We start from the raw sequence: 25,316 nt of genomic DNA, 5'->3' as shown, positions 1-25,316 counted from the left end.
ATCCATGATAGCACGTGGATCAAGGTTCAGAAGGATTCTCGGGCTTTAAAGGACCGATTTCCATATATTTAAGCACGATCTTCTCTTCTTGCTTCTCTGCTTGGTTTAACTCATTGGTGTCTTTGACCACTATGACAGGTGGATCTTTGTCGTCTTTGTGCATGGGGATGAGTTCGAATTCTGGTTTAAAGGTTTTCCGCTTGATATTGACAGGGGCAGTAATGTAATAGTCTTTGTATGTATCAAGAACAACTTTCGTTTCTTTATTTTGTTCAATTACATAGTGCCAGGAAGTCTTTGTAACTGTATATCCGGAAAACATTATTGCCAAAGGGACAACCATCAGCAAACTAACCACTCCTGATGTAAAATATATACGAAACCAAAAGAGTCTAGGGTCTACATCTTCTTTTACAAACATTAACTGAAACTTTGTGTAATGCTTCGCAATAATAAAGGAGAAAGAAGCAAGTATAATAGTATTTAGTAATGTATAAAACTTTGTATCTGGATTTGCATTGATTGGAGAAGTAAAATATATCGAATTAATAAAGCATAATGAAAAAGGAACCATTATATTAATGAACCTAGTCCGAGTACTAGCACCATTCATTATCGATGCAATGACAATCATGATAAATTGGAACATATATTTTCCTGGTTCAATCAAAGAATTAAAGGAAGAGTCTATATAATCATAGGGATATTTAGTTGCTTAAACTTAGTCTCATAATAAATTTGAACGCAATAGTACCATAGCAGTGCTAACAATAATATTAACAACTCCACACCAATCAACTGCTGCCACCAGGTTCAATTTTGAGTCATTTCCTCTTTCTTTTCTCCAATTAAAGCAGACAAAGCCTCTTCACTTTTCTTTGTATCCTTTTTTTTCTTTTTTTTGACCATTATTATTCCTTCCCCCTCAATAAATCAATTTTTCTCACTCATTCTCTCCTTTTCTCCATATTTGAAGAACGAGAAATAGGATATTTATTCATCTTTAGAGGATGGGTCATTAACAAACATCCAATCATGAATATGATAGACCTCGCTAACATCAATTTGGGGTTTAACCATGAAAAGAATGTCATAACCTACCACAATTCCCATCAACATATTGGTGATGGTTTGCGTATCCACATCCGTTCGGATTTGACCTAACTCCTGACCTCTTTTCACGATGATGTTTAAAAAGGTTGACCACTGATCAGCATTAGCTTCCAACCATACGCGAACAAATTCATCCTTACGGGAATGGATTAAGAGATGATAATAAGCAAATGCCCAAGTCAAGCGATCGTTTCCTAAGATTGCATGGATTTCAGCTATCACTTTTTCCAGAATGGCTCGAACATTGCATTTGTCTTTAGTCAATTCCTTTGGAATCTCTTCTGTCATCCGATCATGACCCCGATCCAAGCGTGTACGCATCACTTCATACAGCAGTTCTTCCTTGCTTTTAAAGTGAACATAAAAGGACCCTTTGGTTCTCCCAATGCTGGTCATGATGTCATCAATACTTAACGCGTCGAATCCTTTATCGGCCATGAGTTGAAATGTAGCATCAAGGATTTTTCGTTTGGTTTCAATGCCAGTCGAAGATTTCATAAGCAACTACCCCTCTTGCTAAATTTATCATAATTTACTAAAAAATTGTTGATTCATTCGGGTGTGTATATTATAATTAGATCGTACCAAACGTTCGGTTTGATTTCAACATCAAAGAAGTGAAGCGTCTTGCAAGGAAATAACTTTAGGGAGGCTAAATAAGTGGTGAAAAAAGTATTATCATTGTTTTTTGCTTTGTCAATGCTTTTGACTGCTTTTGTAAATTCGGTTTATGCGGAGGTGAGTGCAAAAGGATATGATAGTGCAACGGCAGAGCTCACAAGAGGATATGGGGAAGCAAGGGCAAGATTATATGTTAGCAGCAGTAGTGATTTAGAAGCGTTTTGGCAAGTTAGTAGGTATAGTAACCATTCGGTTATTTTTAAAGTAATAGACCCAGCCGGTCATGTGGTTGCACAAACTGTAAAAGGCCCTGGTACTGCCGGCAGATTCCTAAACGATTGGACACCGAGTACGGGAACTTATCGCATAACAGTGGATTGTTATGGTTCAGCAAAAGATTGTATAGCTGAAGGAACTCTTCAAGAACGTTGGTAGTATATAATATTTATAAGTCAATTTAAGCGTAATCTCTACAATACTACTATGAAATATAGTTACAACCCGATTGAAGGATACCGATTATCTCAAGTACTTAGATTACATTGTTTCAACTGAATAAAAGGGCCCGGTCGATGATTCTAATCTTCGAGTCAAATTATGTAGACGGGGCGGTTCTCCTTGTACTGTGCAAAAACGGTTCAATGGAACTTACGCATACTTCACTGGTCTGAACAGCGGTGATTATGAAATCATAATTACCGATTCGAGCAGTACGTACCATTATAGAGGCAATGGTGCTTACCAGGTATATTAATATTGAAACTGCACTTTGCTATTGTGAGTGTAAGGAGTAAATCTAAACAGAACAGAGCGGACATGATCCGCTCTGTTTTATGATCAGATAATAAACTCCTGAAACACGGTATTCGTATCAATCCTCGCTTGGTTAGCCTTCTCGACTTCACCTTCATGCGGATTGCCGGCATCAGATAAATAAACTCCTTATCCTCATCAACCTTCGCTCGATCCAGCATCAACCAAACGGCCTTGCGTGCATCAGGCGGAGCCGGAAAATCGATGATTCCCGCCGGCCGCACGTTCCCCTTTTCCTCCAGACCGATAAGCCAACCAAACTCGCCTTTGCGAACTCCAGTTAACCGCACCTCATGGTAGTGATAGTTGATTACCTTGAGCCAATCATGCGATCTGTTCCCCACTTGGTAGGACGAATCCTTTTTCTTCATAACGATGCCCTCTAGGTTATGCTGGCTGACGAGATCAAAGAAGCCCTTTGCCTGTTTACCTGGTACGCTTCGCACTAAGGAGAGATGGGGTTGCTCGTTGATTCGATCTTGTAAAATGGCCTTTCGTTCATGAAGAGGCAGCATAGTCATGTCCTGACCGCCGATCATCAGTACATCAAACACACAGAACTGGACAGGATGGGTTTTCATCAGCGCGTTGATCTTAATTGGATTCGTTGTCTGGAAACGGGTCATCACAGCTTCAAAGTCAGGGTGTGCCCGCTCATCCGTGACAACCACTTCCCCATCCAGTACAGTATCAGGCGGGAGGTCAAGCCTGGCCAACTCCGGGAACCGATCCGTACACGGAGTTCCGTGCCGTGTCCAACAGCGAATGGTTCCACTGACGGTTGAGAGGATTCATCACGAAAGGTGGATCAATCATGATGCCTCCTGATTTTCCTAGCGGTGCAATGGATCAGCGAGAGATCGAATCACGCCATGACGTATTGGTTTATACCACTCCCGTATTAGAAGAAGACATAGAAGTGACAGGGCCGGTTAAAGTAAAACTGTGGGCAAGCTCAAGTGCCTTAGACACCGACTTTGTCGCGCGATTAGTTGATGTTCATCCCGATGGGTATGCACAAAATCTAACCGATGGCATTATTCGAGCCCGTTATCGGAATGCTGCTAAGGGGGAGGCTCCTAGCTTAATCGAGTTGGACGTATCTCCGATTAAAAGAAATTACCGCTGAAAATGAAAAAAGAGGAATCTTGGTAGCATTCCTCAAACGTCTTTATTTATCCTTTGGCTTTCTATAAACCAAATTATGATTTTTGAATATTTGTTTATTTGTGTTTAGGAAATCCCCAAAGAAGCAGCTGGAGCATGGCATCCGGCTGCTTCTTTTAGGTCGCGTGTGCTGATAAGTTGGGTTGCGCTTCATTTTCGCATGCCAAATGCGGCGTTGATTTGGCCCCGGATCATTTGATTCCGTAGCTGGCGGTGCTTCCGTTGGCTTTCCATTCGTTTGATCTCCACTGTCTGCAATCCGTCTTCTATGTGGTTGGCGATATCCATCAACTTCTCAATATCCGAAAAGGAAAACTTTCGCGTCCCGCCTTTCGTCCGCTCAGGAAAGATTAATTGTCGCTCTTCATAATAGCGGATCTGTCTGACGGACAGCCCGGTCATCTCGCTAACCGTTCCGATATTGATGACTTTGCGATCTTTGTAAGACATAAGCCGCTCACCTCATATTCACTTTAACATAAAACCAGGCGGCTTCAGGTTGTTTTTGTTAGATTATCTCACATAAATAAAAGTTGAAATGTATTTTGTGTAATATAATATGACATGATTATAGAGTGGATTGAAACCATTGTGACATAATGAAGTGACAGGAAAAAACACGAGGTTAGAGAATATTTCAACAATTGGAAATAGATGTTAGATGACAGAGCGATGTAGGAACAGGGAGGAGGCGGCCGAATGGCGGAATATGCGACAGCTTGTCAAATCCCGTCAAAAATCAGCCTACTGGAAGTGATCCGCTTTGTGGAAAAGGCAGATCAATATGATTGCTATATAGTAATTGAAGCGAATCAAATTTCTATCAACGCCAAAAGCTTACTCAGCATGTGCGTGTTGGTGTCTGGCATCATTAAAGGTCCCGTCACGATCCGAACTTCTGGCGTGGATGCAAAAAAAGCGCTAGTGGCAATGGAGCGGCTGTTTTCGCTTCCCCTTGGTAGCGAGCGAATCGACGCCGCGGCTGGTGTCGATGTGCCCAGCGCCTAGACAAGCGCGGAACGGTTTTCGGCATCGTCGGATCAATAGGATGAGCGTGGCGTAAACTTTTGTCCGCAGTGTAGTGCTCTTAGAAAGGGGTAGCCTGGTTATGCCTAAAGTGTCGTTGATAGCTGACATTGAGTTATTGCTGTTTAATAAGATATCGATGCGGTTGATTCTGTGGTTTACCGCGACGCTGGAGGGATTTGTACCAAAGGAGTCCGTTCTGGTGACCCGCTGATTATGGCACGTCATTGCTGAACGGATTGGTTGCATAGGCACGGTGGGTGTTTGGTTTGTAGCAAACTTAATTAGAAGATACCAAATAGGAATGATGGCTATAACCCGAGCGATCTAAGACCTAACAAATAGAAGCATATTGATTTACGAAAGTTAGGTTTCGTAAACTAAAATGAAAAAGCCAGTGTTTATAAGGGTTTTGAGGCGGTTTGATTTGATTGTATTTGACGATTGGCATTGTCATTTTCTGTTTATTTCTCATTACATTAAGTTATCTTAAAGATGGAGAAAAGAGATGAAAACGTTTGATGAACTGGCACAAGAATTAAAACCAGCCGATCCGGATGTTTCCGCTGCTTGGGAGTTAGTTTTGATTGGTTTGCAAATAAGAATGATATCAGAAAGAGAATTACAGGATACGCTAGATGGTTTAAAACAAAATGTCGGAAAAGGGTTTAATGAAATTGATTTTGACCCACATTTTCCCGATGGTGAACTTCGTGTTTCTTTATTGGATTATGAAGAAGTATTTTGTTCTAAGAAACGGTTTATTGAACATTTACAAATGGTACTGGAACGATATAAAGAGTATAGTGGCCAGTAAGAGACTTATTCGTTAATGAAGTATGTGTAAAGCTCGTTTTCTATGCTTAGAAGAACAACCAACCATAATGAGCCCCACTCTTTTCACTCATCGGCGGTGGAAAAACAGGATTTTCGATGAGGAGGGAGTGGGGCTTTTAGTTTGTATCGGTATCTGACGATGTGTAGAAAGGATTTATTCGATTAGAACGCCATGCCATCGTTTTCACCCGTCAAGGGCGCGCCATCCTGGGGAGATAGGACAATAACCGGCAAACATATACATAACAGTGGTGAATGGAACAGGAACCCAAAAGCCCAATTTGTCATAAGGTAGTATGGTCTGCGCTTACGATCGGGTGGAGGTGGAGTGGATTGTTTGGACTTTTCACAGCCGTGGCGATGGTGATCAAAGAAATGATCGCCTTTGTTTCGTATATTAAAAACAATGCCTTTCCGCAGCCCTTATCAGAAAAAGAAGAAGCAGAATGCTTGCAGCGCTTGGCCCAGGGAGATCAGGAGGCAAGAAACAAGCTGATTGAACACAATCTGCGTTTGGTGGCGCATATTGTGAAGAAGTTTGAAAACACCGGTGAAGACAATGAAGATTTGATTTCCATCGGCACCATCGGTTTGATCAAAGCGATCGAGTCTTACCAATCAGGCAAGGGCACCAAGTTGGCCACCTATGCAGCCCGGTGTGTCGAAAATGAAATTTTGATGTTTTTGCGGTCCCTGAAGAAATCGCGCAAGGATGTGTCATTGCATGATCCAATTGGCACAGACAAGGAAGGGAATGAGTTAACACTTAGAGGTTATCTGTTTTAAGGCATAATTAGAGTTTTGGGTGTAAAGTGAGTTCGAATTCTTCTCCACGCTGGTGTTTTTCTTTACGGTATATGCAAAATTCAAGAACACTCTTGAGCAGAGTGTTTTTTTGTTTGGGGTCATCTAACTGGGGATATAATTCCAAGACGTGCTTGACCCGGGGAATGATTTCGATTTGGGCTTTGGACTTTAATTTTTCCTCTTCCAGCTCTACGACAGATTGTTTAATGGCTTCGCGTACATCTTTTAATCGCATTGCCAAGTTTTTTGACCGCTCCAAATAGGTATCTTCATCATAAATTTGCCGTTCCAATAAGTCGTGTAATCGTTCCTTTTGTGCTTCCAGGTTTTTTAGTTCTGTTTGCAAATTTTTGATTGTAACCTCAATTAAATCTACCTTATGGTTAGATTCTTTTGGCATATCATCTTGGCTCCATTGGAGTTCATATGCTTCCAGCCAAATGTTTAAACTGTTAATCACCCGGCTCTCCACCAAGTCGAATCTGGTGCTCTTATTGTCACAGTAACTGTTTTTGCATATTAAGTGAGGCTTTTGATTAATATAGGGTCTTAACACCATCGATGAATTGCACTTTACACAGCGAATTAGACCTGCCAAGGGATTGGTTATTCCTTTCGATAAATGATATGGTAGATGGTATTTTTTCTTCAAAATTTCTTGTGCTTTTTGGAACTGTTCTTCTGATATCAAGGGCTCATGTTTTCCTTTAACATCAATCCATTCGGATTGCGGACGCATTTTTGTTTCTCGTATTTTAGTTGGATTGATTGACTTTTTGTAAGATCTCTTCTTCCATTGAATGCGACCGATATAAACCGCGTTTTTAATGATGGTTAAAATGCTAGAACTGGTCCAGAGTTTGTTGGTATAAGTACGTAAGCCCAGTTCATTTAGACGATTGGCGATTTGATTGCAGCCTAGTCGTTCATTGGGATTTTCGTTAGTGTACCAATCAAAGATCATTTTCACTACGGGTGCTTGCTCGGGATCGGGTACCAAGTATCTGCCACTTCGGTCCTCCACAATTTGATAACCATAGGGTGGACGGGTAGCGATATAATTCCCTTCCTCTATAGACCGTACACGACCACTTTGCAGGCGCCGGGTGATGATTTTTAACTCCTTACGCGCCATAAATGCTTCAAATTCTGTATACTCTTCATCGAACTCGTCACGCAGGTCATATGTTTTGCGTGGTGTAATAATCTTCGTGCCGGACTTTTTAAAGGTATCCAAAATAATACCTTGCTCCTGCATGTTACCGCGTCCTAATCGGTCCATATCCATTACAAGAACTCCATCGTAAAAACCTGCATCCACTTCTTTCAAAAGCTCCATCATTTCCGGCCGGTGGATCAAACTTTCCCCTGAAGCAACCTCTTGCCGAATACGCACGATGTTTAGATTCATTGCCTTTGCTAGTTTTAGTAGAGCTTTTTTGTGTTTTGACAGTGTTTCCCCTTCACCGCGGGCTTCGGCTTCTAAATCGGCACGAGATTTACGTAAGTAGATCGCGACTCGTTCCATAACGACCTCCTAAAATTAGTTGGGTTGTCCTTGTTTTGCTTTTGCATACCTATTAGCGAGGTGGTCAGGATGAAGGCAGACAAGGATTTTCCTGTGACTTATCAATTAGGCAAATCTGTAATTCATATTGTTCCTCCGCAAATCACGGAGGAAGAAAGGCAACGGCGACTTAGTGAAGTAAAAAAGGTTATTATCTCGCTTCTATCAATTCGAGGAGAGAACAAATGTTCTTAACGCATTATAACACTTATTGGAAGACGACAGGAAAAGGTTTGTTCTTTTATATTTATTCGGTTGATTGTTGGTTAAGTATATATTGTTATCGAAAATGGGGTTAAAAGCGGAAGCCTATGCATAGAGAAGAAGTAGATAATGGAGTATTAATGAATGTTGTATACAGAAGAGGGAGCAGAAAATTCCGCTCCCTCTTCCTTTAGTATTACTCTTCCTCATAAAGATCACTTAAAAAGTTAGTAAAGGTATCTCTGACTTTGATTATCCCACTAAGTTGAGATCCTTCTAATACAAGTTGTTCTGAATTCATCCAGATAATATTTGGAGTCGAGGTACCATTTTCAAAATGAAAACAGAACCAATTTAAAGCTGAATCATAGCCAAACGGAATAACGACACCCTGTTGATTGGGGTTTAATCCGTGTTGTAGCAATTGCTCAACCTTTTCAATCATGTATTCAACCGGAAATAAGTCGTCAAATTGAAGAGGTTCATTATCAACGTCAATAAAAAGGTCTCCTTCAGTACTCTCTATTGCTGAATGATTGCAATAGAATTCAACAAAGTCGTTTGGCATTTTTACTCCAGTTAATTTTTCTAAATCAGAGAATACATCAGGATTTAATTTATCTTCTTTTGGAATGAAGTTAATCATTGTTTACCTCCCTCAATCGCTCTCAAACAGCAACTGCTGTTTGAGTGTTGTTTCATCAAGGACTTGATCCAAAAAAGCAATTGGCTAAATCCCATTTGGGATTGTATGAATGCAATGGCCTTACCTAATTCAATACCACGAAAGTCTACAGCCCCTGCAAAGTGCTTGTATTTAGCGAGTCTGCATCTACAATTAAAATCGAATCTTTAATTGCTCAATTTTTACGATTTTACGTATACTTCATTTTGGATACCTCCTCAGCTATTTTAAAGTCTATCTGAGACACCTCGTATGTTAGCGAGAGGTACTTTTCTTTTTCAAACATTCCCCTATCTGATTACAGGAATAGCTCCTCTAATCTGTTGGTTGGGAACCCCAGTACAAATGGCCACCTGTGTGTGGGAATTTATTATTCAAATCGAACGGTACTAGAATCATTTTACCCGACTCTTTGTCATGATGCCATGTAAGCTTTTCTTTACGCGCATCCATACTCCAACCTTTCGGACCAATACTCCCCCTATTTTTTTCCAAAGCTTTTATTTGTTCCTCTGTGAGACCTAGATCAGTTTTCCAATTTGGGTATTTTTCCTTTAAGAGAATAGAGGCAAATTTTGTTTGTGATGCAGAAGGTCCAACAATAGCATCAGTTGGTAAGTCTATTTCAATTACATTACCATAAATATCCTTCTTTGCGTGCTTTCTAAAATTAGGGAAGGCATGTTCATCATATTTTACTTCATATTCATTTCCTTCTGCTGTTTTCATGGTGACTTCTTTACCAGCATATTGACTACCGACAACTTTTTCGATTGTTCTACCATCATCAAATGTTGCTTGTAAGTAATCTGGGTTATCCGGATTTGTTGTGAATGTAACATTTTTTTCAACAGAAAAGTTCGGGTTCGCTGGTGCTTTTAAATTTTTCGGTTTCTTTGGATGGTTGTTTCTGGAGTAATTTGGATTGATTACAGGTTTGGGTTTATCTGTTTTAGATTTACATTCTGATTTATTAAGACCATGGTTATTTTTTTTACCACAACCTATTTCAAGAACAATTTCAGGTAATTCTTTGACTGCTTTTTTTGGGGAAATTGGAATGATATCCATTAACCCTATTAAACGCTCAGGAATGGTTAGCTTATCTTTTGTTTCAGGGTCTTCTCCATACCAAAATCCTTTAAGCGAGTTTTTGACATTTTTGACATAGCCGTCCCATGCATTGGATAAATAGCTCTTGGGATTTTTGGTGAATTGATCCCATTCATCGGAGAGCTTTTCAGTTGCGTTATTGAAGAAATTGGTTAAATAACCTTTTGGATCAGCCAGAAACTTATTGGATTCGCCTTTTAGTGCATCGTATTGCTTTTTTAGTTCATCCCAATTAACCGTTTCTTTTAAATAATCGACTGGATCATTGATTAACTGATCAAGGTCTTTTCCGAGACTATCAAAGAAGCCCGTTACCTCCGAAAGGAGTCCTTCTTTCTCTTTCTTTTTTTGTGGAGGTAAGGGATTGACCTTGTTATTCAATTCCAAAGGGATGTGTTTAGGCGTTGGAGAAATCTGAATTACAGGCAACTGAGATTTTTTTTTCTCATGTTCCTCAGATGAATTATGTGTTGTTCCATTGAGTGCATTTTCAACGGCTACTTTCAAAGATGATTGAACTTCATTTGTTTGAAATACTTGATATAAAAGGCCAGCAAATATGGCTCCAACAGCAATGATAATAATATACTCCATTGTTGAGCTGCCGCGACGCTTTCTTCCCACTCTCTGAATCCATTTCTTTTTCTGATTCATGTGCTTGCCTCCCTTAACCCATGCTACTCACAACAACTAGAAGGACAAACAGTAGAATTGGAAGGGAGAAAACAGAAGCAAACCCTTTCCACCCGGAAAAATCTTGTACTTCAGCGATACATTTGCAAAGAACAACATAAAACCAAATAAGAAGAACAAACTCAATCAATTCAAATATGAAAAATAAAATGAGAAGAAACAGGTTGCTTGAAAGGATCGGTGTTTCCTCAGTGAATAACTCGCTTCCAAAGAAAAGGAGTTGCGGGAACCAGAAGAGTAGTTTGGTGAGATAAGGGATGGTAGCCCAAGCTACAGCATTGCGTGTATCTTTCCAATCACCTACACCACCAAATATTTTTGTGGTCAAATATATACTTCCGCTGGTAACCATCCAACCGATAAAACCAATAATGGGTCCAATGATAAAGGAAAGTAAGAAAAGGACATTAATAGGTGTGTTATCACCATAATTGCGATTTGAAGTAAAATCTAAGAATAACCCAATACCAAAAAACATAATGAGAATAAAAGGTATTTTTGTTTCATTTTGCAAAGCTCTTTGGATCGTTTGACGTGGCTGTGTCCAAATCGTTTTACATAGATCCCAAAATTCTTGAAAGGTCATCAGCTTATACACCTCGACTTGTATCATGTTAATAACCAATGATTTTTCCTTTTATAAATACAATAGGAATCGTTCCCATCACTCGACTGTCCTCACTTATAGCTCGGTTGTCTCCTAAAACAAAAACTTGATATGGGGATATCTTTATAGGACCGAAATCAGGAATGTCCTTATTTCTTACAACATAACTCTCTTTTAACTGTTGGCCATTGATATATACCTGATTGTTTTTGATTTCAATTGTTTCTCCCGGTAGTCCCACAATGCGTTTGACATAATTAAGTTCATCTTTAGAAGAATAAAATGCGATAATATCTTGCCGTTTCAGATCTGACCTCCCTTTTTGAAGTATGTAAATTTCCCCGTCTTTTAGAGTGGGTGACATGCTATTGCCAATTACTTGGAAGAACTTGAAGTATTGAAAAAAAAAGCAAAAAAGAAGCACTGCCAAAAGGACGGCGCTACCTAGAATAATGAGAAATTTTCTTCGGCTAAAAGTCACTTATATTACCCCTTTCATCAAGGTATTAGGTCTTTTTAGAAAAAAACTATATTTCTTAGAAGATTTATCTTTAATTATAAATATATTATATCATGTCAAGTGGGAATTGGAGGGGATGGTACAGTCGTGTAGAAAAGATTAAAAAGAATATGTTCTTGCTTAGGGATTTTTAATTAATCTTGTTTATCCATTTGAAAATAAATCTAAACCCGATGTCGATACATTTAAGTTGTCCATTATTAGATATCTTTGGAAAAGGCTTTGGAGATAAAGTTTGAATGCGATCTTTATGAGAACTCAGTGGTACCTATTGCATTAGCACACAGGACGATTAGCATGAAACCAGAAGTAAGAGTTTTAAATTTTATAACTAAAAAATCGTTAATTAATAACAAATAGCCTGCCTAAACAGTGGAAACGTGGTTCTGATTTTGAGTTTGGTATAACACAGATAACCTCCCTGTGGCAACGAAATCACATTCGTTGACATTTTGGGGTCAGATAAGGATGAAGTGGTGGATTCCGTGGAGTTGAAGATTGAACGGGATAATATTTATTCGCATCTTCACATCTTAGACAAACGGGAGCAAGAAGTGATCTGCTGCCGGTTTGGCTTAAATGGTGAGGAAGAGAAAACGCAACGGGAGATCGCTAAAGCGTTGGGGATCTCGCGCTCATATGTGTCACGGATCGAAAAGCGGGCGTTGATCAAGTTGTTGCATGAGTATTATCGGTCGGGAAAGAAACGGGAGTGAGGGTGTTTGCCCAGGAAGTGTTGGAACATCATTTATAAACGGCATAGGTTTTATGGCTCATCCACGTTGGAGCGGACCAACTAGAAAAGCGCCTTACCAGAGGTAGGGCGCTTAACTTTATTTTACTGCTTATGAAAAACATTTCATGAGGACTGACTAGTCAGATAGGTATTGCCTGTGACTAAAAAATGACGATGTCCATAGGACAATTGTTCTGCGGCCGATGGGCTAACTAAAGACCGGTATTTTTTTGCTCAGGCCAAGTGTTTGCGATGTTTCAGTTCGAATTTCTTGGAGAAGTTTTGGGTTGTCAACGAGCGATATGCCATAAGAGGGAATCATTTCTTTGATCTTGGGTTCCCATTCTTTCATTTGTTGCGGGAAGCATTTTTGCAATACCTCCAGCATGGCATGAACGGCTGTCGAAGCGCCAGGAGAAGCGCCGAGTAAGGCGGCGATCGAACCATCGGCAGAACTTACGACTTCCGTGCCAAATTGAAGAGTGCCTTTGCCTCCAGTCTCGGTATCTTTGATCACTTGCACGCGTTGGCCGGCCACGATAATGTTCCAATCCTCACTTCTAGCGTTAGGAATGAACTCGCGCAGTTCTTGCATGCGTTGTTCGTTTGATAACAGCAATTGCTGGATCAGGTATTTCGTCAAGGCCATCTCTTTTACGCCAGCCGCCAGCATGGTTAAGATGTTGTTCGGCTTGATGGAGCCAATCAAGTCAAAATAGGAACCCGTTTTTAAGAACTTGGGTGAGAAGCCGGCAAACGGTCCAAACAACAAGGTTTTTTTGTTGTCGATATATCTTGTGTCAAGATGCGGAACCGACATGGGGGGAGCGCCAACTTTTGCTTTGCCATACACTTTTGCATGATGCTGTTCAACCACTTCTTGATTGTTGCATACCATGAACAGCCCGCTTACCGGGAACCCCCCGATACGTTTTGACTCAGGGATGCCGGTTTTCTGTAGCAGTGGCAGGCTTCCGCCCCCGCCTCCGATAAAGACAAATCTTGCGGTATGGCGTTCGACTTTGCCGCTTTCCAGATTACGTACTTTCACTTCCCACAAACGGTCGCCGGCGCGTTTGATATTCTCTACCCGATGCTTGTAGTTAACTTCGACGTTTTTGTTCTTTAAATGCTCAAACAACATGCGTGTCAAAGCGCCAAAGTTGACATCCGTGCCAGAGTCGATTCTCGTCGCCGCGATGGGTTCTTTCGATTGGCGGCCTTCCATGACAAGCGGAATCCATTCTTTTAATTGTTTGGGGTCATCGGAAAATTCCATCCCTTGAAATTGATGATAGGTTGTAAGCGCTTCAAACCGTTTTTTCAAAAAGGCGACATTCTTTTCCCCTTGCACTAAGCTCATGTGAGGGATGGGCATAATAAAGTCCTTTGGATTGCGAATAAGATTGCTTTTTACCAGATAAGACCAAAATTGCAGGGAGAGCTGAAACTGCTCATTGATTTTGATCGCTTTACTAACATCAATCGAACCGTCAGGCTTTTGAGAGGTATAGTTGAGCTCACACAATGCAGCATGGCCCGTACCCGCATTGTTCCATTCATTGGAACTCTCTTCTCCAGCCTTTGCGAGTTTCTCAAACACTTTGATTTCCCATTCAGGTGCTAACGCTTTCAGCAATGCTCCCAGCGTCGCGCTCATGATTCCGGCACCAATCAAGATAACGTCTGTTTTTTTCGGCATGTTGCTCATTGCGATCTTCCCCTAAAAGTAGTTTCGTTCCAAGGCAGATAAATGTGAAGCGATGGACAAAGAATAAAACACGAATGAATCGAAAGAGGTCAAATAATATATTCATTATACAGTAGAAAACGACAAAAATGTGAAATAAGAAACTTTCTACCTTGAAAAGAGAGTCTGAAAACACAATAAAAAAAGGACGGTGACTCGCCCCCCATCTGTGTTCTCAACTCTTGGGCTTCCTTTTCATCACATTCTCATCAATCCAAGTACGGGTAATATCGTTAGACTGTAAACACTTTCCTCCCGCCGGGAAGCGTTCATCCTGTTTCCGCTTGCTTGCCGACAAGACTGGTCAGTGCTTGAAGTGAAGGGGTTCACAACCTCTTGAACATCGATCACACCAATGGGTAGCTGTGCAACCGAACGTCACGCCTGCTACTCCCAACATATCGAATTTTTCGGTATATGGCAAGGGATGATTTTCGGGTGCCAGCCAGAATGGCACCAATCGTAGCAGACAGTTTACAGTGTGCGGCACGATTTTTTAGACATGCAGTGGTGCCTTTGCGATGGAAGTAGCATCATACAGAGGCCACCAGCTAGAGATATTATGATGTTCCTCTTTAAAAGAGCACCTTAATAACGATAATAATATCTATCGTTAATATCGATAATTATTTATTTTAAAACGAGTGTCACGGAACTGTCGGAGAGGGTAGGAATCACGATGGCCAATCTGTCTATATTGAAAAATGGAAAGGCAAAAGCGATTCGATTATCAACGTTGGATGCGATTTGTAAAGCTTTGGACTGCCACCCTGGGATATTTTAGAATACAAAAGTGATGAAGCTGATTGAAAAGAGGTGATCTGATTTGGATCACCTTCTTTTTTAGAATCTGAGAGGGTTTCTTTGGTGAAAATAACCCCGACGATAAAATGGCGCCAAGTTATTGGAGGAATGAGCAGTGTCGATTCTGTTTTCGTTTACGGGGTTGTTGTTGGTGTACGTACTGGGATGGTTGATCAGTTTTAACCGCAGGGGGATAAAATACAGGCCGATTCTCACCATGTTGGTTGTGCAAGTGGCTCTCGCATTTATCTTGTTGAACACCAAAATCGGGATCTCCTTGATATCCGCCATCTCACGGGGATTTGAACGCTTGATGAGCATCGGGGTGAGCGGGGTAGATTTTGTGTTTGGTGGATTGGAAAACAAAGGCATATCCACTTTCTTTTTGGATGTGTTGCTCCCCATCGTGTTCATCTCTGTTTTGATTGGTATCTTAAATTATTACCGCATCCTCCCATTGATCATCAAATATGTTGGGCTAGGATTAAACAAAATCAATGGCATGGGCAAACTGGAAAATTATATCGCCGTGTCTTCCGCGATCTTGGGGCAGTCGGAGGTTTTTTTGACGACCAAGAACCAGATCGGTTCTGTCTCCGAGCGGCGGTTGTATACGCTGTGTACTTCGGCGATGAGCGCGGTCAGCATAGCGATCGTTGGTGCCTACATGACGATGATTGAACCACGGTTCGTGGTGACGGCTATCGTGATCAATATTTTTTCGGCACTGATTGTTGCGAACATCATCAACCCGTATGACTTGGAGAATGAAGAGGATTTGGCTATTGAGCATGAACGAGAGTCAAATCTGTTTGAGAACATCAGTGAAAGCGTTATGGATGGGTTTAAAGTGGCTATTATCGTCGCTGCTATGCTGATTGGGTACATCGGGTTGATCCAGTTAATCAATGCGCTGTTTTTAACCGTGTTCACTATATCATTTCAAACGGTGCTGGGATACATTTTCGCTCCGATCGCCATGTTGATGGGAGTGCCGTGGTCGGAGGCAATCCAAGCGGGAAGCATCATGGCCACTAAGCTGGTTACAAATGAATTTGTGGCTATGCTTGACTTCAAGAAGATTGCAGGGCAGTTCTCCCCGCGCACGGCGGGCATCGTATCCGTTTTCTTAGTTAGCTTTGCCAACTTCAGCTCGATTGGCATTATTACTGGCGCTGTCAAAGCACTTCATGAGAAGCAGGGGGATGTCGTTGCGAAATTCGGTTTGAAATTGTTGTACGGTTCCACACTGGCGTCAATCTTATCAGCGACGATCGCCGGATTGTTCATCTGAATGGAAGGTTGAAAAGGAGCGCGTTGGCGCCTCTTTTTTTATGCAAAAAAAATCATCCCCGCAATAGCAGGGATGTTGAGGGCATGTCTGGCAAATCAAGTTGGTAGGGGAGAAGCGGCGGAAAAACCTTTTCGCGAGGAGTGCCGATGCACAAGTGAAGCGAATGAGAAAATAGTTTTGGAGCCGCTGACCTATTCATCAGACACGCCCTAGTGCGATGGATTAAGCCATCATGCGGGTCAGCTTTTTGGATACCAACGTGAGAACAAGGCCGAAGAAGATTGCCAGGCCACCGATCACGCTGAAGATTTCCAAATAACCGAGCGTTGCGGTGAGTGCCGCTACTTGGCCCGCGACGATATTGGCGATACCGGTGCTTGCCAGCCATACACCCATCAGCAAGGATGCCAATTTGACAGGGGCGATGCGGCTGACCATCGACAAGCCGATCGGCGATAGGAATAGTTCGCCCAAGGTGTGGAACAAATAAGTCATCACGATAAACAGCAGATTTGCTTTGGCTACGATGTTGGTCTCATCGCTACCGGTTTGTAGCACAGCGATAGCCAAGATGATAAATCCGGTACCCAACAGGATCATGCCTAAGCCCATTTTGATCGGTACGGGCAAATCGCCGCGTTTGGATCGTGCCAGCTTGATCCAGAGCATCGAAACCAGCGGCGCCAACAAGATAATGAACAATGGGTTCACCGATTGGAACCAAGATACGGGGATGGTCCAACCAAACACTTCTCTGTCCACGAATTTTTCCGTGTACAAGGACAGGGACGTGCCAGCTTGTTCAAACCCGGCCCAGAAAAATACAACAAAACAGGTAATGATGATGATGGCCCAAGTTCGATTCTTTTCTTGTTTGGTCAGCGGTGCGTTGCTCACTTGCTTCTTGTCCACGGTTGCCGCTTTCACGTTTGGCTTTTTGCCCAAGTCGCCAAGATAACGGTTGCCTAGCATGTTAAAGATGATTTGTCCAATAATCATACCGATGGCGGCCGCCAGGAATCCATATTTGAAGCCGAATACTTCGACGCCGTTCACGGTTGTTTTGAAGAAGTCTTCAGCCAAAAATCCGCAAACGAGCGGAGCGAAAAATGCGCCTAAGTTAATCCCCATGTAGAAGATCGTAAAGGCGGCGTCACGGCGCTCATCTTTTTCATCATACAATTCCCCAACCAAGGTGGAGATGTTTGGCTTGAAAAAGCCGTTTCCGATTATGAGCAAGCCCAAGCCCAGAAACAGGGCGGCTTTTGTTTGTGATGCGAACAAAGCCAGGTTACCCAACGCCATCGTAACCCCGCCGATGGTGATGGCCAAGCGTTTGCCGATGAAACGGTCGGTCAGCCAGCCGCCGATGAGCGGAGTGAAGTACACCGCGCCGGTGAAGAATCCGTAGATGCTAGCGGCGACCGCTTCACTAAATCCCAGTCCACCGCTGATAAATGTTTTTGTCAAATAAAGGATTAATAGGCCGCGCATGCCATAATAACTGAATCGCTCCCACATCTCTGTGAAAAAGAGCAGGTATAGTCCAGGTGGGTGTTTCTTACGAGCCGCTTGCGGCGAGCCAGATGAATCCAGCTTCGTAGTTGTGTTCATTAGTAGTCCTCCTTCAACTATCGATGCATGATAAGATTAGTATGATCTTTAATGTAAAAAGAATTTATCTAATCACACAGAATAATGTGTGATAGACTCGCGAATTAAAGCAAATAATGGAAACGAAATATCTAAAAAAAACAAGGATACTTGCAGTTTTAAATGTTTGTTTCATCTCCAATCATCAATCAATGCATCTGATCTGCGGCTCTAGGTGTTTATATTCCGTGAATTGATTGAATTTAGGTACAAAAAAAGAAAGAATGTTTCATTTTCCAGAGTTGTTTGCTACTGCACTCGGGAAAAGAATTTTAAAAAATTTTATACAAAAACATAATCTTTTCTCATCACAGATTTTAAATGATTATCTACCGGTTAGTCAACAGAAGGATATGGAAGTATATTCACGAAGCATGGATAAATCTGCATGAAACCGCTTTTATCCCCGATTTTTTTAAACAAAAAAATAATCGAACCGTGAGAGAACGGTTCGATTTAGGTTTGCAGATGTTCCGTTATACCCTGGTTCTGGGAGAAGGTGAGCGCATGTCTGGCGAAACAAGTTGGCCGGTAGAAGAGGCGGCATCCCTTTCCCAATGAGCGTCTCAATATGTGTGAAGCGAATGGGAAACAAGGGTACAGTCGCGGGCCTATGTATCTGACACACCCTAGTAGTTGTAGGTGATTTGGTACATAGTGAACACGCTACCACTGTTCATGCTACGGATATAGAACCGGTAATCACCAGCGATCATGTTGGTGAATGTGACGGCATTTGCTGTCTTGGTCAGCGTTTTGGTGATTTTTCCACCGCCGACCCTTTCAACGGTGACATCATAGACATAGTTGATGCAGGGCGCCACGCCTGGGATCCAAACCTTGATTGCTTTGCCAGCTTCGACCTGGCCGTTGAACACCAATGCGTCTCCTTCGCTGATATTGGACCAATTTTGGATAACGTTCATCTTACCTTCCCCTTATACAGAGATGTTAAATGAAAAGTAGTCAGGGTTATTATATAATATTATTCATTTTATGAATAGTATAGGAAATATTAACTCCTCTTGGTTACTTTCGTGTTGGGGTATCCAGCGTTTCTTACATCTTCTGCGCGGGCGTTAGCCAGTTCCTCATCGTCAAATTCGCCGGCCGAGACCACATAGACGGTGCCCGCATCGCCGTTCTTTTCGTAATAATGGGCCGGAATACCCTTGCTATTCAACGATTTGACGCATTCATCGGCTTGAGCCTGATCCGCGAACCGATCGACAATGACCTCGTATGTAACTGGCGCCGGCTCTTGTGGCAGTTGTGGCTTCTCTTGGCCGGGCTCTTGACCGTGAGGGCCTTCGTTTGCGGGTTCTTCTTTCACAGGGTCGTTATCGGGGTTCTGCTGGACAGGTGCAGGCTCGTCGACCTCTGTTTGCTTATTTTGCTCCTTGCGGCCACTGGTTTTTTCCTTCCATGTCGTCGCTTCGGGCTTGACGTTTTGCAATGCCTGCTCTTTGGGTTCAGGAGGAGTCACCTGCCCAGTTTGCGGCTTTTGGAGCGCTTTTTCGCCGCTTACGTTGAAATAGACAAAGCCTAAGATGAGGAAAAGGGGGATGATTCCCATCATAGCAAACCGGAAAAATTTGCTCGGTTTGGCTCCGACCACCGTCACCGAAACCGGCGGTTGGGCTTCAGCGCTTTCTCCCCTGTTGATCGGAAGCGCCAGCGCGCGTGTCGGGGCGGACAAGGCTTGTTGCAGGGCTTGCTTGAATTCTTCCGCTGATTGGTAGCGGTCTTCCGGTTTTTTCGCCAGTGCTTTGTAGATGATATCGCATAACGCCGCCGGCAAGGCTTGGTTTTTGCCGCGCGGGTCGGGTACGGGATGTTGCAGGTGTTTCAGGGCGATGGCCACCGATTGGTCTGCATCAAAGGGAACGTCACCTGTGACCAACTCATACAGGACGATCCCTAGCGAGTACAAGTCTGAGGAGTAGTTGAGCTCTTGCCCGCAAGCCTGCTCCGGCGAGAAATAATGCACCGAACCCATCACGGTGCCCGTTTTTGTGTATTGCGTTGCCGCACTTAGCAAACGAGAAATCCCAAAGTCGGTGATCTTGTAGGTTCCGTCGGCCGTCGCCATGATGTTGTGCGGCTTGATGTCCCGGTGGATAATCCCATGCTTGTGGGCGTGAGCCAAGCCGTCGCAAATTTGCATCACGATGGAAATCGCTTCCTTGGCGGGCAGGGGGCCTCGTTCTTCAATCAGATCGCCGAGGGTGGGTCCTTCGATCAGCTCCATGACCATGTAGTATAAGTCGTCTTCGTTGCCGATGTCGAATACATTGACGATGTTCGGATGGGAAAACTTCCCTGCTGTTTGAGCTTCGCGAATAAATCGCTTAATCGCGGGTTCGCCTTCGTGAAGCTTTTGATTCATGATTTTAATTGCCACATCGCGGTTGAGGTGATGATCCTTGGCCTTGTATACGACAGCCATCCCGCCTTCGCCCAAGAGATGGAGAATCTCATACCTCCCGCCGAGCTGTTTTCCTTCCACTGCTATCACCTTTCTGGGATGAAATCGTGCCGTCCCTTTTTTGTGAATGAGTTGCAAACATTCCTGGAAAAGGTATTGTAATAAATAGCAAAATAAGACCACTTTATTATACATAATAGATAAAGAAAAGATCGAATTGTGAAAGTTTATTCAACAAATAGTCAAGTAGTATTTGTTGGGGACGGGATAAGGACTATACTTGAGTCAGAAATGAATCTGATACAGAATTAGATATTTTATTTTCGCGCATATGGAAATATTTCCTGCCAACCATTTGTGAAATTTGGGAAAGATTGAGAAGGGTGGCATTTATAAGTCAAAAGCAAACGAACCCGCTCAGGTTCGCTTGCTTTTTTTCATCAGTCGTACCAAAAACCACGCGACAAAGCCCAAGGCGGTGGCGGGAATGAGGAGGAACAGGACGCAAAACCAGACAAACTCTGCGCTACCGACGGTGGGCAGGCCGGAGCCAGCAAATTTCTCAAAGATGCTCAAACCGTCAGCGATGGTTGAAACGAGGACAAAGGCGAAGGATAGCACAACCACCCATGTGTTGAAACGCGTTTTCAAGTCTTCTTCACGCTCTTTTTCTTGCTTGGCCGCTTCCTCTTGCAATTGGCTTCGCTTTTGTTCCTTCAATTGAACCATCTGCGACAGAGAATCCAGTTCAAAATGCAGTTCGCCCAGCAACTGGTCAATGTGTAGATTGGTCTGAAAAAGGTTATACACGGCCGTGTGGTGGGAGGTATTAGACACTTGCTTGAAGACCGATCGCAATTTGAACAGGATGATTTTTTCTTTCAACTCGGTGATGAGCCGGGCGTCTTGCAGATACTGTTCCATCCGTTGGTGTAATGACAAGTTGTGATCGGTTGTACCGGTACCGCTGAGCAGCGATTCGGAAGCCAGCATGGAGAAGTGCAATAAGGCGTAACGTTGGTGCAGGCTTAGCAGATAGAGATAAAAGTAAGTAGATTTCACATGGGGCAGGTAATTCATCTTGAAATATTTTTCGTTCTGAGGATGGTTGCCGATAAAGGCCAGATTGGCGCAACCCTCCAACGAGATGCCCCAGTAGCTGTTGGCGTACAATTGCAAAACTTCGGGATTGCCATGAGGATGCTCATCCTGCTTGTTCGGGCTGTAACTGTCGGTATAGGTGCGACGCATCCAAAACAGAAGCGGTCCAACTTCCTCTTCCGACAATGGTTCATCCAACAAATAGGATTGGAAGACCAGTGCTTGAAACGGGGCATTCAAGTGGCTCGCTTCAAAAAAGGTGGTCACTTTCAGGGGAGCGAGCAGTTGTTGGGTCAGTTCGCGCAGGTGAAGTTCCACTTGTTTCCCCTTCAGCAGATAGGTGAGGCGCATTTTGCTGTTGTACAACTTTTTTAATTGGTGGTTGGCTTCGATCAGCCGGCGGATGTCGGTCTGTTTGGGGTAATGGATGTCCAAAGTCAAAAAACCGACATTGCTCTCAAACAAGGTGCATTCCACCTGGTTAATGGTGAGTCGGATGTCTGGCATGAATCCACCGGCGAACGTCAATTGATGATTCGTTCCGGGCGGCAGTCCATGCGTTTGGCGCCCCTCTTTCGTGAGGTGGTAACGCTTGCCGATTACGAATGGATATGATTCAGTAGATACCAATTTTTCAATATGGGTGAACAGACGATTCATATGTAAATCTTTCGGCTCCCACCATTTGCTGTGCCCTAGGGCCAGCGTTTCTTCGGCGGCTTCATAAGCAAAAGGAATAATCAGGCGGGAGAGTTGTTTCATCACATGTGCCATAATCCATTGCCACTCCCATCGCGTTGTCATGCTTTTTCTCCTAGCTAACCACAAAAGCAGGACGGGGGCAATCTCGAATGAGACCAGACAAAAAAGAACCCGCCCAGATGACCGATGGGCGGGTTAAGAAAGAGAGGTTATCGCTATGACAACACCTGACAATCGATCAGGGTGATGCCATTTTGAATCAGCGAATCCAGGGCGGGATTGGCTTCCTGCAAGGCGTCCAGTTGTCCCCGCAAGCGGGTGACCCAAGGTTTGATCTGGTGCTCGGAGACGATCTCCAATATCTCCAGACGCAACAACCAATCTTTGGGATAGTGGTGATCCAGCATCTCCATGATGTTGTTTAAGGAATGGATGTCCCGCTGTCCTTCGCGAACTTCGCGCACCGCTTGATAGAGGTGGTCCAAAGTAGACAAGGCGGGGGCAGGATTGTCTTCTACTTCGATGGCAGTGCTCACTTCATCGGCAAAATAGGTTTCTGGATCAGCCGCGCCAGCGTATACGGACGTGATGCGGCTACCGATAGCCAAATCGTAAGTTCCCCAATCGGGATGGAATAAGAGATAGTCGCCGCGCATGACGGAACATTGCTCAAATGACAGCAGAATCAGGCGGCCGTTGCGGAAGACGGCGTCTTTTAGGATGCCTTTGAGCTTAATACCGCTGGTGTAATGAAGCTCCAGCTCAGTGCCAGGCAACCACCCGTCGTCGGCCCAGCGGTCAGAAGTCATCTCTTCCAACGGACAGGGCAGATCGCGCACGTGGCCAATCGGTGCGCCGAAGCCGTCGGAGTGCGTCGCTTTTCCATGGCCGGGCAAGGTGCGCCCTTCAAAGGAAAGTGCGGTTGGTCCGGCAGTGCGCAAGTAGATCGCTTCTCCCTGTTCGTCGTAGATCAGTTCAGTAAAGACGCCGCTTACTTGCAGGCCTGAATTAAATTCGGCGGTGGCTAGATGGGCGGAGCGCACTGCTTTTTGCAAGCTGGCTGTGCCCCCAACTCGAAAGGCCATCCGATCAGCGAAACGCTCGACGGCTTCGCTTAGTTCATCGAAATCCCGACAGACAAACAGCTGCGGTTGTGGTTTGGTGACATCGTAATCCGTTTGGATACATGCCTCTAGAGAAAAAGGCAGCTTGGTCACTTCCGGGGAGAGGCAGGACTGGCCTTCGCCGATGGAGGACAACAGTCCGGCGCCGTAGATTTTGGGATTTTTTAAGTCGCCGATCAAGCCGTATTCCACTGTCCACCAGTACAGGCGACCGATTTGGGTCGCTTCGGAAACCTCTGTCGCCGCGGCGATCTTCTCTTGCAATGCCTGTTCCGCGTCAGCGATCATGTCAGGGGTGGAGTGAGGATCTTCCATCACGATTGTCAAGTGCCGCGTCGCTTCAAACACCTCATGTTCTTCTCGGTTCGCCAATGCCTTGGCCCCGATTCGCCCAAACCGTTTGACGTAGTCGGCATATTTTTCATCGGACAGGATCGGCGCATGACCCGCCGATTCGTGAATGATATCAGGAGCCGGTGTGTACTGAATGTGTTCTAGCGTGCGGATCTCTGTTGCGATCGGCAACAGGCCACGAGCTTGGAAGTCAAAAAAGGCCACACCGGGAATCAAGCCGTTGATGGGAACAGCTCCCCAACCAAATGGTTTCAAACAGGCATTCATTTTCTCAACGCTGGGGATTTGTTCTATATCAATGCCGGTTTTTTGTAAGCCACTCACATAGGCTTGGTGGGCGGTATGCTGAAAAAAGTGGCGGTTTTGTCTCATCACATATCGCCAAACAGCCTGGTTGACCGGAGTGTAACGTTGGTATTGCTGCTTGGCAACATAAGGTTGTAAATGAGCGGGTATGTTCATAATCTTTCCTCTCCCAAAATACTTTAGCGCTAAAAAGCGTATAAGCTAAAAAGTGTTAAAGCAATTATAGGAGAGAAAAAGGGGGACTGTCAATGCAAGGATGAACAAAATGTATTAACAATTAGAATGTGTTTTTGGGAACTTTCTTTTTTCCAGTACCTTATGTTTAAATGGTATTAGAGGGGTTCTCCCTTCGCAGAGGAATCTAAAACGGAGGGTTTTGCTGATGAAACATTTGTCTGATGCGACCGTGTTACATAATGGAGTGAAAATGCCTTGGTTCGGCCTTGGCGTATGGAAAGCAAAAGAGGGAGAAGAAGTAGAAAATGCGGTTAAGTCCGCAATCGCGGCGGGTTACCGCAGCATCGATACCGCTGCGGTGTACCAAAATGAAGCCGGTGTCGGTGCGGCGATCAAAGCGGCAGGGGTTCCCCGTGAAGAGTTGTTTATCACCACGAAGGTGTGGAATGCCGACCAAGGGTATGAGTCCACGCTGCAAGCGTTTGAAGAGAGCCGGGCCAAGTTGGGGCTGGAATATGTTGACTTGTATTTGATTCATTGGCCAGTAAAAGGAAAGTACAAAGAGACATGGAAAGCGTTGGAGAAATTGTACAAGGACGGGAAAGTGCGGGCGATTGGAGTGAGCAACTTCCAAGTTCACCATCTGGAAGATTTGATGGCTGATTGCGAAGTGAAGCCGATGGTAAACCAAGTTGAGTTTCATCCGTACTTGGTACAAACGGACTTGCGGGCTTTCTGCAAACAGGCAGGCATCCAGTTGGAGGCGTGGAGTCCGTTGATGCAAGGGGAGGTGTTCCGTGTCCCGCTTCTGCAAGAATTGGCGGAGAAATATGGCAAAACCCCCGCTCAAATCGTGTTGCGCTGGGATTTGCAACATGGCGTGGTCACCATTCCTAAATCGGTTAACCCCGAACGGATTAAAGCAAACGCCGATGTGTTTGACTTTGAATTGAGCGCGGAGGACATGGCGCGCATCGATGCCTTGGACAAACACCATCGCTTCGGTCCCGACCCAGACAACTTCGATTTTTAAGCGCACGGCAAAACATCCCTTGGTTTCCCGCCAAGGGGTGTTTTCGCGATGCGGCCTTGACAGAGACAACCCAAAGGAGCC

Annotated in this window: 23 protein-coding genes and 3 pseudogenes; 11 read left to right on the top strand and 15 right to left on the bottom strand. The window is 43.9% G+C overall.

The features are described from left to right. Positions 1 to 19: 19 nt before the first annotated feature. Together CLV36_RS16915 and CLV36_RS01565 are read right to left on the bottom strand one after the other, a co-directional pair. Complete coding sequence (locus CLV36_RS16915; protein WP_146130570.1) at positions 20 to 349, bottom strand: hypothetical protein; 330 nt, start codon at positions 347 to 349, stop codon at positions 20 to 22. A gap of 644 nt (positions 350 to 993) precedes the next feature. Further along, complete coding sequence (locus CLV36_RS01565) at positions 994 to 1,611, bottom strand: TetR/AcrR family transcriptional regulator (RefSeq protein WP_106341518.1); 618 nt, start codon at positions 1,609 to 1,611, stop codon at positions 994 to 996. Positions 1,612 to 1,773: 162 nt separating this feature from the next. Here CLV36_RS01565 and CLV36_RS01560 point away from each other — a divergent pair, with 162 nt between their 5' ends. Then, positions 1,774 to 2,169, top strand: coding sequence for a hypothetical protein (locus tag CLV36_RS01560; protein WP_102993048.1), 396 nt, complete (start codon positions 1,774 to 1,776; stop codon positions 2,167 to 2,169). A gap of 260 nt (positions 2,170 to 2,429) precedes the next feature. On the opposite strand, the gene CLV36_RS01555 is transcribed toward CLV36_RS01560, so the two are convergent. Continuing rightward, the gene (locus CLV36_RS01555) at positions 2,430 to 3,263 is read right to left on the bottom strand and encodes an ATP-dependent DNA ligase (protein WP_245888261.1); all 834 of its coding nucleotides are present in this window, start codon (positions 3,261 to 3,263) and stop codon (positions 2,430 to 2,432) included. Between the two features lie 98 nt (positions 3,264 to 3,361). Between CLV36_RS01555 and CLV36_RS01550 the strand changes: the two genes are divergently transcribed. Further along, positions 3,362 to 3,676 (top strand): CocE/NonD family hydrolase, encoded by a 315-nt coding sequence (locus CLV36_RS01550; RefSeq protein ID WP_102993046.1) that lies wholly within the window; start codon positions 3,362 to 3,364, stop codon positions 3,674 to 3,676. 188 nt (positions 3,677 to 3,864) lie between these two features. On the opposite strand, the gene CLV36_RS01545 is transcribed toward CLV36_RS01550, so the two are convergent. Beyond that, positions 3,865 to 4,164 (bottom strand): MerR family transcriptional regulator, encoded by a 300-nt coding sequence (locus CLV36_RS01545; RefSeq protein ID WP_102993045.1) that lies wholly within the window; start codon positions 4,162 to 4,164, stop codon positions 3,865 to 3,867. Between the two features lie 249 nt (positions 4,165 to 4,413). On the opposite strand from CLV36_RS01545, the gene CLV36_RS01540 reads away from it, so the two are divergent. From CLV36_RS01540 to sigK, 4 genes and pseudogenes are all read left to right on the top strand, one after another. After that, positions 4,414 to 4,722, top strand: coding sequence for an HPr family phosphocarrier protein (locus CLV36_RS01540; RefSeq protein WP_106341516.1), 309 nt, complete (start codon positions 4,414 to 4,416; stop codon positions 4,720 to 4,722). Between the two features lie 100 nt (positions 4,723 to 4,822). Next, positions 4,823 to 4,954, top strand: a complete 132-nt coding sequence (locus tag CLV36_RS17795; RefSeq protein ID WP_262983039.1) for a hypothetical protein — start codon at positions 4,823 to 4,825, stop codon at positions 4,952 to 4,954. Between the two features lie 294 nt (positions 4,955 to 5,248). Continuing rightward, positions 5,249 to 5,557 carry a hypothetical protein gene (locus CLV36_RS01535; RefSeq protein ID WP_106341515.1) on the top strand — a complete coding sequence of 103 codons (309 nt, stop codon included), beginning with the start codon at positions 5,249 to 5,251 and terminating at the stop codon, positions 5,555 to 5,557. A 353-nt stretch (positions 5,558 to 5,910) separates the two neighbouring features. Next, positions 5,911 to 6,345, top strand: a pseudogene (gene sigK / locus CLV36_RS01530) (RNA polymerase sporulation sigma factor SigK); the annotation flags it as partial. 25 nt (positions 6,346 to 6,370) lie between these two features. On the opposite strand, the gene CLV36_RS01525 reads toward sigK, so the two are convergent. Further along, positions 6,371 to 7,912, bottom strand: coding sequence for a recombinase family protein (locus CLV36_RS01525; RefSeq protein WP_106341513.1), 1,542 nt, complete (start codon positions 7,910 to 7,912; stop codon positions 6,371 to 6,373). 69 nt (positions 7,913 to 7,981) lie between these two features. Between CLV36_RS01525 and CLV36_RS17095 the strand changes: the two genes are divergently transcribed. Next, positions 7,982 to 8,146, top strand: a complete 165-nt coding sequence (locus tag CLV36_RS17095) for a hypothetical protein (RefSeq protein WP_181352763.1) — start codon at positions 7,982 to 7,984, stop codon at positions 8,144 to 8,146. A 205-nt stretch (positions 8,147 to 8,351) separates the two neighbouring features. Here the strand turns inward: CLV36_RS17095 and CLV36_RS01520 are convergent, their stop codons facing one another. The 4 genes from CLV36_RS01520 to lepB all read right to left on the bottom strand — a co-directional run bounded on the left by CLV36_RS01520 (position 8,352) and on the right by lepB (position 11,734). Further along, positions 8,352 to 8,801 (bottom strand): SMI1/KNR4 family protein, encoded by a 450-nt coding sequence (locus CLV36_RS01520; protein WP_106341512.1) that lies wholly within the window; start codon positions 8,799 to 8,801, stop codon positions 8,352 to 8,354. 354 nt (positions 8,802 to 9,155) lie between these two features. Further along, the gene (locus CLV36_RS01515; protein ID WP_106341511.1) at positions 9,156 to 10,607 is read right to left on the bottom strand and encodes a DUF4244 domain-containing protein; all 1,452 of its coding nucleotides are present in this window, start codon (positions 10,605 to 10,607) and stop codon (positions 9,156 to 9,158) included. Between the two features lie 13 nt (positions 10,608 to 10,620). Beyond that, a complete protein-coding gene (locus CLV36_RS01510) occupies positions 10,621 to 11,232 on the bottom strand; it encodes a YIP1 family protein (protein WP_181352762.1) in 612 nt (203 codons plus the stop codon). Positions 11,233 to 11,260: 28 nt separating this feature from the next. Then, a complete protein-coding gene (gene lepB / locus CLV36_RS01505; protein WP_106341509.1) occupies positions 11,261 to 11,734 on the bottom strand; it encodes a signal peptidase I in 474 nt (157 codons plus the stop codon). A 464-nt stretch (positions 11,735 to 12,198) separates the two neighbouring features. Between lepB and CLV36_RS01500 the strand changes: the two are divergent. Next, positions 12,199 to 12,489, top strand: a pseudogene (locus tag CLV36_RS01500) (sigma-70 family RNA polymerase sigma factor); the annotation flags it as partial. 228 nt (positions 12,490 to 12,717) lie between these two features. On the opposite strand, the gene CLV36_RS01495 reads toward CLV36_RS01500, so the two are convergent. Next, positions 12,718 to 14,220: a malate:quinone oxidoreductase gene (locus tag CLV36_RS01495; protein ID WP_106341507.1), complete on the bottom strand. Its 1,503-nt coding sequence runs from the start codon at positions 14,218 to 14,220 to the stop codon at positions 12,718 to 12,720. 655 nt (positions 14,221 to 14,875) lie between these two features. Here CLV36_RS01495 and CLV36_RS01490 point away from each other — a divergent pair. Continuing rightward, positions 14,876 to 15,069, top strand: a pseudogene (locus tag CLV36_RS01490) (helix-turn-helix domain-containing protein). A gap of 109 nt (positions 15,070 to 15,178) precedes the next feature. Beyond that, on the top strand, positions 15,179 to 16,357 hold the full coding sequence (locus CLV36_RS01485; protein WP_106341506.1) for a NupC/NupG family nucleoside CNT transporter: 1,179 nt from the start codon (positions 15,179 to 15,181) through the stop codon (positions 16,355 to 16,357). A 222-nt stretch (positions 16,358 to 16,579) separates the two neighbouring features. On the opposite strand, the gene CLV36_RS01480 is transcribed toward CLV36_RS01485, so the two are convergent. From CLV36_RS01480 to CLV36_RS01460, 5 genes are all read right to left on the bottom strand, one after another. Next, positions 16,580 to 17,971, bottom strand: coding sequence for a peptide MFS transporter (locus CLV36_RS01480; protein ID WP_106341505.1), 1,392 nt, complete (start codon positions 17,969 to 17,971; stop codon positions 16,580 to 16,582). Positions 17,972 to 18,639: 668 nt separating this feature from the next. Next, positions 18,640 to 18,936, bottom strand: coding sequence for a hypothetical protein (locus tag CLV36_RS01475; RefSeq protein ID WP_102993035.1), 297 nt, complete (start codon positions 18,934 to 18,936; stop codon positions 18,640 to 18,642). A gap of 89 nt (positions 18,937 to 19,025) precedes the next feature. After that, positions 19,026 to 20,519 (bottom strand): protein kinase domain-containing protein, encoded by a 1,494-nt coding sequence (locus tag CLV36_RS01470; RefSeq protein ID WP_181352761.1) that lies wholly within the window; start codon positions 20,517 to 20,519, stop codon positions 19,026 to 19,028. Between the two features lie 336 nt (positions 20,520 to 20,855). Beyond that, positions 20,856 to 22,343 carry a hypothetical protein gene (locus CLV36_RS01465; RefSeq protein WP_106341504.1) on the bottom strand — a complete coding sequence of 496 codons (1,488 nt, stop codon included), beginning with the start codon at positions 22,341 to 22,343 and terminating at the stop codon, positions 20,856 to 20,858. A gap of 113 nt (positions 22,344 to 22,456) precedes the next feature. Continuing rightward, positions 22,457 to 24,181, bottom strand: coding sequence for an aromatic amino acid hydroxylase (locus tag CLV36_RS01460; protein WP_106341503.1), 1,725 nt, complete (start codon positions 24,179 to 24,181; stop codon positions 22,457 to 22,459). A gap of 226 nt (positions 24,182 to 24,407) precedes the next feature. Here CLV36_RS01460 and CLV36_RS01455 point away from each other — a divergent pair, with 226 nt between their 5' ends. Continuing rightward, complete coding sequence (locus CLV36_RS01455; RefSeq protein ID WP_106341502.1) at positions 24,408 to 25,235, top strand: aldo/keto reductase; 828 nt, start codon at positions 24,408 to 24,410, stop codon at positions 25,233 to 25,235. Positions 25,236 to 25,316 lie beyond the last annotated feature (81 nt).

This window comes from Laceyella sediminis (genome assembly GCF_003003125.1).
Taxonomy (GTDB): Bacteria; Bacillota; Bacilli; order Thermoactinomycetales; family Thermoactinomycetaceae; genus Laceyella; species Laceyella tengchongensis.
This window is presented reverse-complemented; position numbering and strand designations above follow the sequence as displayed.

Excerpts from the sequence above, each read along its gene's own strand:
- CLV36_RS01565 (WP_106341518.1), bottom strand. The coding sequence starts at position 1,611 with ATGAAATCTTCGACTGGCATTGAAACCAAACGAAAAATCCTTGATGCT.
- CLV36_RS01550 (WP_102993046.1), top strand. The coding sequence starts at position 3,362 with ATGATGCCTCCTGATTTTCCTAGCGGTGCAATGGATCAGCGAGAGATC.
- CLV36_RS01545 (WP_102993045.1), bottom strand. The coding sequence starts at position 4,164 with ATGTCTTACAAAGATCGCAAAGTCATCAATATCGGAACGGTTAGCGAG.
- CLV36_RS01540 (WP_106341516.1), top strand. The coding sequence starts at position 4,414 with ATGGCGGAATATGCGACAGCTTGTCAAATCCCGTCAAAAATCAGCCTA.
- CLV36_RS17795 (WP_262983039.1), top strand. The coding sequence starts at position 4,823 with ATGCCTAAAGTGTCGTTGATAGCTGACATTGAGTTATTGCTGTTTAAT.
- CLV36_RS01535 (WP_106341515.1), top strand. The coding sequence starts at position 5,249 with ATGAAAACGTTTGATGAACTGGCACAAGAATTAAAACCAGCCGATCCG.
- CLV36_RS01525 (WP_106341513.1), bottom strand. The coding sequence starts at position 7,912 with ATGGAACGAGTCGCGATCTACTTACGTAAATCTCGTGCCGATTTAGAA.
- CLV36_RS17095 (WP_181352763.1), top strand. The coding sequence starts at position 7,982 with ATGAAGGCAGACAAGGATTTTCCTGTGACTTATCAATTAGGCAAATCT.
- CLV36_RS01520 (WP_106341512.1), bottom strand. The coding sequence starts at position 8,801 with ATGATTAACTTCATTCCAAAAGAAGATAAATTAAATCCTGATGTATTC.
- CLV36_RS01515 (WP_106341511.1), bottom strand. The coding sequence starts at position 10,607 with ATGAATCAGAAAAAGAAATGGATTCAGAGAGTGGGAAGAAAGCGTCGC.
- CLV36_RS01510 (WP_181352762.1), bottom strand. The coding sequence starts at position 11,232 with ATGACCTTTCAAGAATTTTGGGATCTATGTAAAACGATTTGGACACAG.
- CLV36_RS01495 (WP_106341507.1), bottom strand. The coding sequence starts at position 14,220 with ATGAGCAACATGCCGAAAAAAACAGACGTTATCTTGATTGGTGCCGGA.
- CLV36_RS01480 (WP_106341505.1), bottom strand. The coding sequence starts at position 17,971 with ATGAACACAACTACGAAGCTGGATTCATCTGGCTCGCCGCAAGCGGCT.
- CLV36_RS01475 (WP_102993035.1), bottom strand. The coding sequence starts at position 18,936 with ATGAACGTTATCCAAAATTGGTCCAATATCAGCGAAGGAGACGCATTG.
- CLV36_RS01465 (WP_106341504.1), bottom strand. The coding sequence starts at position 22,343 with ATGACAACGCGATGGGAGTGGCAATGGATTATGGCACATGTGATGAAA.
- CLV36_RS01460 (WP_106341503.1), bottom strand. The coding sequence starts at position 24,181 with ATGAACATACCCGCTCATTTACAACCTTATGTTGCCAAGCAGCAATAC.
- CLV36_RS01455 (WP_106341502.1), top strand. The coding sequence starts at position 24,408 with ATGAAACATTTGTCTGATGCGACCGTGTTACATAATGGAGTGAAAATG.